Below are 12,162 nucleotides of genomic sequence, written 5' to 3'. Positions count from 1 at the left end.
TCTGTCCATACACAGTCACTTTTTCTTAACAAAATGAGGAATGACAATCTTCATCCGCAAAGCAGATTTAAATAATAAAACTCAATTATGTCTTTAAACAAGAAGGTTTAGAGACCACAGATTTTATGAAAAAAGATGGAGTCCCTTGGGATTCTATGGTGGGAGTAAGAGCGTTTCGTAACTGATGCGAATATGAGACTCTAGGAATTTATTCCGTAGAGACTCATTGAGGCTCAGTAGGTGAGAGACATCGGCTCGAACCGGTAAAGCTCTTATCCCTACCATGAAGATATCCCAAAGGGACGGAATCTAAAGTTTTTAATAGCAATGAATTTAATCTCTAAATCTTCGGTTTATGTATAAAAAAACCGCCAAAAAATTTTGGCAGTTTTTAAGGTTTATTTAGTTTGCTGATTGACGGCGTGAAGATTGCCAATGCGAATACAGACGGAAAATCGAATCGACCGTAAAGATAGCAAGTGCAATCATCCCGGCAGTAATCATTGTTTGACCGAAGAAGAATTTTCCTTTTTCAACATCTCCTACAAAGAAGGCGTATACGGTACGATACATGCCTGCACCAGGAACGAGTGGGAAAAATCCAGGGATAAAGAATACCGTTACGGGAGCTTTAAAATAGCGTGCTGCTAAGTGCGATAAAAACGCAATTGTAAGGCCGCTATAGTAAGTAGCTAGTTGTAATCCAGAACTATCCAAGAAGAAGAGATATACAAACCAACCAATGCCTCCAATAATCGAAATATGAATGAGGAGTCGTTTTGGTGCTTCAAAGACAATACAACTGAAGTAGACAGCGATGAGAGCACTAATCACTTGATAAATCATAAGGGATTTGCACCTCCTGCTAAGACGAGTCCCAAAGCAACAGCAATAGCGACGGAAAGAGCCGTCACAAACGCTTCAATTGCCCGGGCTGCTCCTGAGTTGTAGTCTCCGCGTAATGTATCGCGAATGGCATTTGTAATGGCGGTTCCAGGAACGGCCGGCATGATTAATCCTACAATGGAGATGCCGATTCGAGCGTCCGGAACGAAATGTTTCTGAATCAAAATGATAATGACAATCGCAGGAATAATCGAGATGAGGTTCAACACGAATGTTCCTAATTTTAATTTCGGATCTAACTTATAAACAAATGGCATGATAATCGCTGCTACGGATGCAATGACGAGTTCAATTGGCGTTGCTCCAAATAGAGCAGCGTAGAACCCACACATCAGAATAAGGCCTAAGTCTTTTAACCACTGTGGATATTCGGATTCTTTTAAATCTTGTAATCGTTGATAAGCCGTATCAAGGTCGATTTCTTTTGTCACTAATTGACGAGAAATGGCGTTAACTTTATAGATACGATTTAAATTTGTGTCACGATTTGGAACACGGCGGATTTCTGTAATAGAATCGATGCAGTCATCATCGAGCGTTGCAAAGATTCCAGTCGCCATTGCGAAGGCTTCGCAAGTTTCAAAGTTTGAAGTGGAGAGAATATAGTTCATTGTTTCTTCCACGCGATACGATTCCGCATTGCATTCAAGCATGATTTGACCAGCCAGAATAGCGGTATCCATTAATTTTTTTGCATATGATCGCACAAAGCCTTCCTCCTTACTAAAACACTCTCTAAGTATAGCATACTAGCGGTGTTTTGCTAAGTAGAAATTTTTATGAAATGAAACTGTACTATTTTCATATTGCTTACAAATTAGTACAGCTGTTTTTTTGATGATTGTTTTAACATTGTACTGTTTTTTTAAAAGTATTTAGTGTATTATTAAGATAGCAAATTTTTGGAGGGATATCCGTGGAATTATTTGAAGAATTATCACTTAAATTGAAAGGGAAAGACGTTAAAATCGTATTTCCAGAAGGAGATGAACCAAGAATTATCGGTGCAGCAGTTCGTTTATTAGCTGATGGACTTTGCCAACCAATCTTACTTGGAAATGTAGATGCTATTAATGAAGTAGCAGAAGCTCGTGGATTTAACATTTCTCATTTAGAAATTATCGATCCTGAAACTTATGCGGACGATAAATATGCTGAAATGGTAGCAAGCTTTGTAGCACGTCGTAACGGTAAAGTATCTGAAGAAGATGCGCAAAAATTATTACGTGACGTAACTTACTTCGGAACAATGATGGTATACATGGGCTTAGCAGACGGATTAGTATCTGGTGCGGTTCACTCAACAGGGGACACTGTACGTCCAGCATTACAAATCATCAAAACAAAACCAGGAGTATCTCGTACAAGTGGTGCGTTCATTATGATCAACAGCGACAAATCTAAGAAATACTTATTCTCAGACTGCGCAATCAACATTAACCCTAACGCACAAGAATTAGCTGAAATCGCAGTAGAATCTGCTAAAACAGCTGAATTATTCGGTATTGAACCAAACGTTGCAATGTTAAGTTTCTCAACTAAAGGTTCTGCTAAATCTGAAGAAGCATTAAAAGTAGCTGAAGCAACTAAAATCGCTCAAGAATTAGCTCCAAACTACAACATCGACGGAGAATTACAATTCGATGCTGCATTCGTACCAAGCGTTGGTAAACAAAAAGCTCCAGACTCACCAGTAGCTGGACAAGCAACTGTATTCGTATTCCCAGAAATCCAATCAGGTAACATCGGATACAAAATTGCACAACGTTTCGGTAACTTCGAAGCAATCGGACCAATCTTACAAGGATTAAACAAACCAATCTCTGACTTATCACGTGGATGTAACGAAGAAGACGTCTACAAACTAGCTATTATCACAGCTAACCAAGCGTTGATGGAAAACTAAGGTGCGACAAAGCGCGCTCAAAAGCGATGACGGTTCGAACTTTGCCGTAAGCGACTAGTATAGTCGTGCGGACAAAGTGAGAAAGGCTTGAGCTTTTGCACTTTGGAGCCCGATTTCAAGAGAAAGACAGAAGACAAAAACGACTCGCATCGCGAGTCGTTTTTCTATTTATATAGGCTTATTAGATATTCCCGAATCACAGGTGATGAAGAGAACATCAATAAGCTACTGAGCGGTGCGAGACTTCGCGATTTCTGCGATGGCGAACTCAACTACATAAAAGAAGATAGAATATTTCTAAAGCACAAAAAAAGCAGGTTTAAAACCTGCTTTTTTACTTAAAACGATTATTCACCTTCAGGAAGTACAAATGATAAAACTGCGTATGCTAAAGCTCCAGTTCCTGCAGCTAAGACAGATATTGCCCAGCCGATACGAACTAATGAAACATCGATACCATAGTAATCAGCTACACCAGCACAAACTCCCATAATTTTCTTTTCTTTTACATTACGTGTTAAACGTTTTTCCAAATGAAATCACTCCTAATTGTTAAGATTATATTAAATGTATCGTAGGCTATTTATGGAAGACAATTAGTTTTACTACATTTCACGGAAAGAACTAGATTCTTTCAAAAACAGATATGAATTTTCGGTGAATTTCACAAAATATTCATATTCCGGCTGATGTTCTTATTATGAGAATGGAGTAAATTTATATACTTTATTATTAAATAATATATCTCATCCGAAAGATTATTTATTAGATTTCTATTTGAGAAATCTCTTGATAGCAAGGGTTCTGGTTCATTGTTAGAGGTTCTAAATTTATAATAATTTTTTATGAGCAAATAAATTGCTTTAATATTTAAGTGATGATAATCTTTAATTAAGCCAAGAGAGAAGACGTCGCTTTCTTGGAAAAACAACGAAAAAGAAATGAGGAATTTAAGAATTTAATATGAAAAACATTTTATTTGTAGTAGGAAGCTTACGTAAAGGAAGTTTTAACCACCAAATGGCTAAAAAAGCAGAACAACTTTTAGAAGGAAAAGCAACAGTATCATACTTAGACTACTCAAACCTTCCATTAATGAACCAAGATTTAGAAACTCCAGTATTACCTGAAGTACAAGCAGCACGCGATGCTATCGGTAAAGCAGATGCTATTTGGATTTTCTCACCAGTGTATAACTTTGCTATTCCAGGAACAGTGAAAAACTTAATTGACTGGATGAGTCGTGCTCTAGATTTATCAAACCCAAGTGGACCTTCTATTTTACAAGATAAAGTAGTAACAGTATCTGCATTAGCAGCAGCTGGGCATGATCAATTATTCGCTTCATATCAATCATTATTACCATTTGTACGCATGCAAGTAGTAGGTGATTTCACAGCTGCAACAATTAACCCAGAAGCCTGGGGAACTGGTGTTGTTACATTAAGCGATGAAGTAGTAGCAGGACTTGAAAAACAAGCTGAAGCATTATTAAATGCATAATTAAATTTCAAACTTAACTTAAGGAAGCAGTCTCTCTTTGAAGGAGGCTGCTTTTTTTGAACAGTATACGAACAGACATTTGCCCTAGACCTTCCTGTTATGCTAGAATTGTACTGATATAGACATAAAAAGGAGCATTATTCATGTATGAATATTTTAATGGAGAGTTAGCGCATATCTTACCAACAGCTATTGTTATTGATGTGCATGGCGTAGGCTATCAAGTGGTATTTGCAAACCCATACCGCTTGCAAGATTCTCTAAAAAAACAAATTAAAGTTTTAGTACAACAAGTTGTTCGTGAGGATTCGATTACATTATACGGATTTATCTCAAGCGAAGAACGCGAATTATTCCAACGATTAATTAGTGTTTCTGGTATTGGTCCAAAGAGTGCGATGAGTATTTTAGCAAATGACGATACAGAAGGATTCGTGAACGCTGTAGAAAGTGGGAATGTCACTTATTTAACAAAATTCCCAGGAGTTGGTAAGAAAACAGCGCAACAAATTATTTTGGACTTGAAAGGGAAGTTTGAAGCACTACCAGAGGAAACAACGAAAGCAGTCGTTTCAACGAACCAAGCCACTCTTGAAGAAGCGAAAGAAGCATTACTGGGCCTTGGGTATTCTGCAAAAGAAATTACAAAGATTTGGAAGTCACTGGAAGCTACTGCTCCAAGTACGACGCAAGAGGCATTAAAAGTGGCCTTTAAACTATTGATGAAATAATGGAGGATTATCGTGGAAGAAGAACGTTTTATTGACCAAAACCCGCCTGACGAAGTGGAAGTACAAGACGAGTTATCACTAAGACCACAGACGTTACAACAATATATCGGGCAACAAAAAGTAAAAGAAGAACTTGCCATTTATATTCAAGCGGCGCGTAGTCGTTCTGAAGCCTTGGACCACGTGTTACTATACGGACCTCCGGGGCTTGGGAAGACGACACTTGCGATGGTCATTGCTAATGAATTAGAAGTTGGTATTAAGACAACCAGTGGGCCAGCGATTGAACGCCCAGGAGACTTAGTCGCTCTTTTAAACGACTTAGAAGCAGGAGATGTTTTATTTATCGACGAGATTCACCGATTGCCACGTGTAGTGGAAGAGATGCTGTATTCAGCGATGGAAGATTTCTTTGTGGATATCGTAGTCGGACAAGGGCCAACTGCGCATCCGGTGCATTTTCCATTGCCGCCGTTTACGTTGATTGGAGCAACAACTCGTGCAGGGGCACTTTCTGCACCGCTTCGTGACCGTTTCGGGATCGTAGAACATATGGAATACTACGATGAGGCTTCTCTGTCTGAGATTGTTAAACGCAGTGCAAATGTCTTTGATAGTGAAATTAAGGATGAAGCCGCTCTTGAGATTGCGCTTCGTTCTCGCGGGACACCGCGTATTGCCAATCGTCTCTTAAAGCGTGTACGTGACTTTTCTCAAGTATACGAAGAAGGGATGATTTCAAAAGAAATTACGCAACAAGCCCTAAAAGTCTTGCGAGTAGATGCTAAAGGGTTAGATCATATTGACCGTAAATTATTAACGGCGATGATCGATTTATACGATGGTGGTCCTGTTGGGCTTGGTGCCATTGCGGCGAATATTTCAGAAGATGCGGAAACCATTGAAGATATGTATGAACCTTATTTATTACAAATTGGATTTTTAAAACGGACATCACGCGGTCGTGTGGTGACGCCGGAAGGATATGCTCACTTAGGGCGCTTATATCCTTTAGCGTAAGGAAGGAAATAGAAATGAACTATACAACGAAAGATTTCGACTTCGATTTACCCGAAGAATTAATCGCTCAAACTCCATTGAAAGACCGTACGTCTTCACGTTTATTAGTGGTGGATAAAACAACACATAGCATTGAAGATAAACATTTTTCTGATTTACTAGATGAATTAGAAGAAGGAGATACACTTGTTGTGAATAACACACGTGTACTTCCAGCTCGTCTTTATGGAACAAAAGAAGAAACAGGAGCTCATATTGAGGCCTTACTATTAACGAATACGGAAGGTGACAAGTGGGAAACACTTGTAAAACCTGCCAAACGTATGAAAGTGGGTAGTGTTGTTTCTTTTGGAGATGGCCGACTTAAAGCAACGGTTGTCGAAGAATTAGAACAAGGTGGACGTATCATCGAGTTTTCATACGAAGGAGTATTCCTAGAAGTGTTGGAATCTCTTGGGGAAATGCCTTTACCACCTTATATTAAAGAGCGTTTAGAAGATAAAGAACGTTATCAAACCGTTTATGCTAAAGAAAATGGATCTGCAGCAGCACCTACAGCTGGCTTGCACTTTACGGAAGAATTAATGCAAAAAATCCGTGAGAAGGGCGTGAATATTGTTCCAGTAACGCTGCATGTTGGTCTAGGAACGTTTAGACCTGTTTCTGTGGATTCTCTTGAAGACCACAAGATGCATTCAGAGTATTATAATGTGTCAAAAGAAACTGCGGATATGATTGAAGCGACTAAAAAAGCTGGTAAACGAGTGATTGCTGTTGGGACGACTTCGATTCGTACGTTAGAAACGGTTGCTAGAGACAACGATGGGCATGTGGTGCCTGCGAGTGGATGGACGGATATTTTCATCTCTCCTGGGTATGAGTTCCGTGTGGTGGATGCATTTGTGACGAATTTCCACTTACCAAAATCAACGCTTGTGATGCTTGTCAGTGCTTATCTTGGTCGTGAATTCACACTAGAAGCCTATCAGCACGCCATCGAAGAACGTTACCGCTTCTTTAGTTTTGGCGATGCAATGTTTGTGCATAAATAAAGGAAAAAGACCTTCGGTCTAACTACGAACCATAGGGAACTCTTCATGGTAGAGATAATAGCTGTATCGGATTGAGCCTTTTGTCTCAATCCTACCGAGCTTCAAACTGACTCTAGGAAATGAATTTCCAGAGTCAGTAATTCACATCGATTACTAATCGCTATTACTTCTACCATAGAATCCCTATGCTTCTTCATTTGCCCACGGTCCTTTTGTGCGATTTATACAGAACATTGCTAAAAGGAGAGAGACATTCTTAGTGTGTGCTTATAAAATAAAAAAACAGAAGTTAAGGTTCAACTCTTAACTTCTGTTTTCTTTTGATTTCATAAATACGTGTTGGATGATAAAGATAGCTGTGGTTACGAGTACTCCTACGGTTACGGCACTTTGTACGTTGTAAGGTGTTTGAGAGAGTGCACTTCCTAAATAGTAAGTAACTTGGCTAAGTATCAATCCCCATACGATGGTAACAATATATTTCACGGACAACCCTTCTTTCACTTCTCATTATAGTACAAGGGAGATTCTTTTGACAATAGATGGGTTGAAAAACTTTCCAAAAGGGAGCGCGAATGGGGAAGATATGCTATAATAAGACGACAAATATGAGAGGAGGAACCTTATGCCGTTTACAACTTTACAAGTATTCAGTAGCTATTCATTACTCAAGAGCACGATTCGTTTAAATGAATATGTTGCGACTGGAAAATTATTAGGTTATAAACAATTGGCCCTAACAGATGATGGTGTATTGCACGGCGCAGTGGAGTTTTATGAGCGCTGTATTCAAAATGGAATTCAACCGATTCTAGGATGTACATTCGAGGTTGCCTGGAAGAGTGATGCTTCTAGAAAAGAAATGCTCATCGTCTATGCAAAAGGCGCTAAGGGGTACGAATCCCTCCTGAAACTTTCAACCCTTTATCAACAAGGGCTTACTTGGACAAAGGAGATGACGGAGTGGATTGCCACTCATAGCGAGGATGTGAAAATCGTTCTTCCTCCAATGGATAGTGAGTGGGTTGCGGCGCATTCTAAGGGCAGACTTGAAGCAGTTCTAGGAGCTGTGAAGGAAGAGTATGCTGGCGTTGAGATTGCTGTAGGGATTACTCGTGAAATGGTTGAACGCGGTGAGTTCGACACAATGCGTGAAGGGATTGAAGCTGCTGGTGTGATTCCAGTTGCCTTTAGCGTCTCTCGTTATTTAAATACAACTGATTATTTCCCTTGGAAGGTTTTACAAGCGATTCGACTAGGGGAAACTCTCTCGTTTACTCAAGAAGATGCATCAGGGAGTGAATCTTTACCAGAAGCGACTTCGATGGCGAAGGTGTTCCAAGTGGTAGAAGGTGGAGTGCTTCTTTCTAACTTAGAAAAGTTTACAAAAGATTTAGTGGTAGAGATTCCTCTAAGAGACACCATGCTCCCTAAATTCCCAGTTCCAGGTGGGAAGACGAGTGCAGAGTTCCTTTATGAATTATGTGAGGCTGCTATGCTGGAGATGGGGGTAACGACACCTGTTTATGTGAACCGTCTTAAAGAAGAGTTGGCTGTTATTCATGAAATGGGATTTGATGATTACTTCCTAATCGTTTGGGATATTATGCGTCAAGCGCGCGAGAAAGGCATTCAAACCGGAGCTGGTCGTGGATCTGCGGCAGGTTCACTTGTAGCGTATCTCTTACATATTACAGGTGTTGATCCGATTCGTTATCACTTGCTATTTGAACGTTTCTTAAACCGTGAACGTTATACAATGCCTGATATCGACTTGGATTTTCCTGATGATAAGCGTGAAGATATTTTAGCATATATCGTTTCAAAATATGGAAATCAAAATGTAGCACAAATCGTGACATTTGGTACGCTTGGAGCGAAACAAGTGATACGTGATGTATGTAAAGTCTTTGGCGAAAACATCATTACAGTTCAGAAGTTTTCAAATAATATCGCTCAAGGGAAAGTAACATTAGAGCAGACCTATAAAGAAAATAAAGCATTTCGAGAACATGTGGAAAGTAGCGAGCGCAATCGCAAACTATACCAAGTGGCCAGAGCTCTGGAAGGTCTTCCTCGTCATTCATCAGTCCATGCTGCAGGTGTTGTATTATCGCAAGAAGATTTGACAAAGACAGTTCCTTTAATGAAACGAGACAAAGGGTATTTGGCGTCATTTCAGGAAGCAGATTGGATGCTAACGCAGTATGCGATGCAGGCTGTTGAAAAAGTGGGTCTTCTCAAGATGGACTTACTTGGGTTAAGTAACCTGACATTGCTGCATAAGGCAATCCAACAAACTCAAAAGATTACGAAAAAAGAATTGGATATTACGAAGATTCCTCTAGACGACCCTCGTACGTTTGAACTCTTCCAAAAAGCACAGACGAACGGGATTTTTCAATTCGAGTCAGACGGTATTCGCCGTGTTTTGAAGGAAATGAAACCAACTGAATTCGAAGATTTAGTGGCAGTACTCTCGTTGTACCGTCCAGGACCAATGGAGCAAATTTCTCATTTTATTAATCGTAAAAAAGGAACAGAAATCGTTCAGTATCCGCATGCATCTCTTCAAAGGATTCTTGAACCAACCTATGGTATTTTGGTCTACCAAGAACAAGTTATGCAAGCTGCAAGTGAAATGGCTGGTTTTTCTTTAGGAGAAGCGGATATTTTACGTCGTGCGATTGGTAAGAAGAATAGTGAAACTATCGCTGCACAAAAAGAAAAATTTGTGCAAGGCGCCGTTTCAAAAGGATACAAACAAGAAGATGCCGAGACGGTCTACGACTACATTGAAAAGTTTGCCAACTATGGATTTAATAAATCACACGCAGTAGCTTATGCGATGCTGTCTTATCAATTGGCGTACTTAAAGGCAAACTATCCTACAGCGTTCTTTACAGCCTTGTTCCAAAACGCGAGTGCGAAATCATCGAAGTTACAAGACTATCTTGTAGAAGCGCGTCAATTAGGGATTAAAATATTGCCACCAAGTATCAATAATAGTTTTGCTGATTTCGTAGCGAACGATAGTGGTGTTATTGTCGGTCTCAACAGTATTAAAGGAATTAGACGAGACTTTGTTGAAAGTATCGTGAAGAACCGTTATGAGTATGGACCGTTCAAAGGGTTCCAAGACTTTGCATATCGAATGGGTGCTCAATATACAAAAGAACCACTTTTAATAGCGTTAATTAATGCGGGAGCCTTTGATGAGTTTGGTGAAACACGGGCGACGCTGAAGGCGAATGTGGATGCTGTTGCTAAAAGTGTGAAATTCCATGGATTGAATTTATCACTTGAGGATGACTTAGAAGTAGCCTTCACTCATGTAGAAGAAGAGCCGCTCCTCCAACGCATTGGAGAAGAAATCGAAGTGCTAGGATTTTCAGTTTCGCCACATCCTTCCTCGAAATACGATCCTCTTTTGAAGAGTGGATGGATTCAAGCCATTCAAACTGTTTTTGAAGAAGGATATATGCGTTTTGTAGGATTGATTGTGGACATTCGTAAAATCTCCACTCGTAAAGGAGAGCAAATGGCGTATGTCACACTTCAAGATGCGTCTGGGATGATCGATGTAGTTGTCTTTCCATCAACACTTGCTGAAATCTATCAGCATCTTCAACAAAATACGATGGTCCTTATGGAAGGTCGTGTGAAGAGAGGACAAAAAGGACAATGGCAATTGCAGTTAAATCGTATGTATCCTATGAGTTTTGCTGATAAGTTGCTAACTGATTCATCTAAAAAGTTGCAAATTGCGATTCGTCCAGAAAAACATACTTCAGAAGTATATGCGGAAATCAAACAACTCGTGACCAAATATAAAGGAGTGACACCTGTTGAATTATTCCTTGTGAATAGTAAGACTCTCGTAAAGAATTCTTTTGCAAACGGTGTAAATCTTGAGTCAAAGCTAATACCTAGTCTTATCGACTTTTTAGATAAAGAATGTATAAAAATTGTAAAATGAAAAAGTTTATGAAAATGAAAGACATTTGTTCTAAAAAGTGATAAAATGAGAACAAATGGGCTTGTTCCAGTAAAAATAAATCTAAGAGGTGAATCTTTGTGAAACGCATTGCTGTTTTAACAAGTGGAGGAGACGCTCCAGGGATGAATGCCGCTGTACGTGCCATTGTACGTAAGGGTATTTATGAAGGCTTTGAAGTCTATGGAATTAACTACGGTTTTGCCGGTTTAGTGGCTGGTGATATTCGTAAATTAAATCCGTCTGACGTGAGCGACATGATTGGTCGTGGGGGTACATTCTTGTATTCTGCGCGTTATCCTGAATTCGCAAATCGCGAAGGACAAGAAAAAGGGATTGAACAATTAAAGAAATTCGGTATTGAAGGTCTTGTTGTTATCGGTGGTGACGGAAGCTATCAAGGTGCCGTTGCTTTAACGAAGCTTGGTTTCCCAACAGTTGGGGTTCCAGGAACGATTGACAATGATATTCCTGGTACGGAATATACAATTGGTTTCGATACTGCAATCAATACTGTATTAGAAGCGCTAGACCGTCTTCGCGATACTGCGACATCACACGTTCGTACGTTTATCGTTGAGGTTATGGGTCGCCGTGCTGGAGATATTGCACTTTGGACAGGGGTTGCTAGTGGTGCAGAACAAATTTTAATTCCTGAACAAGATTTTGATTTAGAAGCTGTTGCAAAAGAAATCAAACAAGGACGTTTAAATGGGAAGAAACATACGTTAATTCTTCTAGCGGAAGGCGTAATGTCAGGGGACGAACTGGCCAAAAAATTACGTGAATACGATAGTGATTTCCACACTCGTGTTACGGTTCTCGGACACGTTCAACGTGGGGGAGCTCCTAGTGCTCGTGACCGCGTTCTTGCAAGCCGAATGGGTGCCAAAGCAATCGATTTGTTAAAAGAAGATATCGGTGGCGTTTGTGTTGGCGTTAAAGCTGAAGAAATTATCTACAGTGATATCGTTGAAACATTAGCAAACGGCAAACATTTACCTAACTTAGAGTTGTATCAATTAAATAAAGAAATTTCTTTCTAAA

The 12,162-nt window shown here is 39.7% G+C and carries 11 protein-coding genes; 7 read left to right on the top strand and 4 right to left on the bottom strand.

All coding sequences use genetic code 11. The annotated features are described in order from the left end of the window. Nucleotides 1-402 precede the first annotated feature (402 nt). Together HMPREF3106_RS05820 and HMPREF3106_RS05815 are read right to left on the bottom strand one after the other, a co-directional pair. Nucleotides 403-846, bottom strand: coding sequence for a threonine/serine exporter family protein (locus HMPREF3106_RS05820; protein WP_005605748.1), 444 nt, complete (start codon nt 844-846; stop codon nt 403-405). Beyond that, a complete protein-coding gene (locus HMPREF3106_RS05815) occupies nt 843-1,613 on the bottom strand; it encodes a threonine/serine exporter family protein (RefSeq protein WP_049554443.1) in 771 nt (256 codons plus the stop codon). Before HMPREF3106_RS05815 ends, HMPREF3106_RS05820 begins: the two co-directional genes overlap by 4 nt. Nucleotides 1,614-1,822: 209 nt before the next feature. Between HMPREF3106_RS05815 and pta the strand changes: the two genes are divergently transcribed. Beyond that, the gene (pta, locus tag HMPREF3106_RS05810) at nt 1,823-2,812 is read left to right on the top strand and encodes a phosphate acetyltransferase (protein WP_049554444.1); all 990 of its coding nucleotides are present in this window, start codon (nt 1,823-1,825) and stop codon (nt 2,810-2,812) included. A gap of 347 nt (nt 2,813-3,159) precedes the next feature. On the opposite strand, the gene HMPREF3106_RS05805 is transcribed toward pta, so the two are convergent. Further along, nucleotides 3,160-3,345, bottom strand: coding sequence for a PspC domain-containing protein (locus HMPREF3106_RS05805; RefSeq protein WP_005605744.1), 186 nt, complete (start codon nt 3,343-3,345; stop codon nt 3,160-3,162). Between the two features lie 430 nt (nt 3,346-3,775). Here HMPREF3106_RS05805 and HMPREF3106_RS05800 point away from each other — a divergent pair, with 430 nt between their 5' ends. From HMPREF3106_RS05800 to queA, 4 genes are all read left to right on the top strand, one after another. Continuing rightward, the gene (locus HMPREF3106_RS05800; RefSeq protein ID WP_049554445.1) at nt 3,776-4,315 is read left to right on the top strand and encodes an NADPH-dependent FMN reductase; all 540 of its coding nucleotides are present in this window, start codon (nt 3,776-3,778) and stop codon (nt 4,313-4,315) included. A gap of 143 nt (nt 4,316-4,458) precedes the next feature. Continuing rightward, nucleotides 4,459-5,046, top strand: coding sequence for a Holliday junction branch migration protein RuvA (ruvA, locus tag HMPREF3106_RS05795; protein ID WP_070437072.1), 588 nt, complete (start codon nt 4,459-4,461; stop codon nt 5,044-5,046). Nucleotides 5,047-5,058: 12 nt separating this feature from the next. Then, on the top strand, nt 5,059-6,066 hold the full coding sequence (gene ruvB, locus HMPREF3106_RS05790; protein WP_049554447.1) for a Holliday junction branch migration DNA helicase RuvB: 1,008 nt from the start codon (nt 5,059-5,061) through the stop codon (nt 6,064-6,066). A 14-nt stretch (nt 6,067-6,080) separates the two neighbouring features. Then, on the top strand, nt 6,081-7,118 hold the full coding sequence (gene queA / locus HMPREF3106_RS05785; RefSeq protein WP_049554448.1) for a tRNA preQ1(34) S-adenosylmethionine ribosyltransferase-isomerase QueA: 1,038 nt from the start codon (nt 6,081-6,083) through the stop codon (nt 7,116-7,118). A gap of 303 nt (nt 7,119-7,421) precedes the next feature. Here queA and HMPREF3106_RS05780 read toward each other — a convergent pair whose 3' ends face one another. Beyond that, the gene (locus HMPREF3106_RS05780) at nt 7,422-7,604 is read right to left on the bottom strand and encodes a YjzD family protein (RefSeq protein WP_049554449.1); all 183 of its coding nucleotides are present in this window, start codon (nt 7,602-7,604) and stop codon (nt 7,422-7,424) included. A gap of 139 nt (nt 7,605-7,743) precedes the next feature. Here HMPREF3106_RS05780 and HMPREF3106_RS05775 point away from each other — a divergent pair, with 139 nt between their 5' ends. After that, nucleotides 7,744-11,097, top strand: a complete 3,354-nt coding sequence (locus HMPREF3106_RS05775; RefSeq protein WP_070444984.1) for a DNA polymerase III subunit alpha — start codon at nt 7,744-7,746, stop codon at nt 11,095-11,097. Between the two features lie 98 nt (nt 11,098-11,195). After that, nucleotides 11,196-12,161, top strand: a complete 966-nt coding sequence (pfkA, locus tag HMPREF3106_RS05770; RefSeq protein ID WP_005605729.1) for a 6-phosphofructokinase — start codon at nt 11,196-11,198, stop codon at nt 12,159-12,161. Nucleotide 12,162 lies beyond the last annotated feature (1 nt).

It is taken from the genome of Granulicatella sp. HMSC31F03 (genome assembly GCF_001807725.1).
Classification (GTDB): Bacteria; Bacillota; Bacilli; order Lactobacillales; family Aerococcaceae; genus Granulicatella; species Granulicatella adiacens.
The sequence above is the reverse complement of the archived record's forward strand: the minus strand, read 5'-3'. Positions and strand labels throughout refer to the sequence as shown.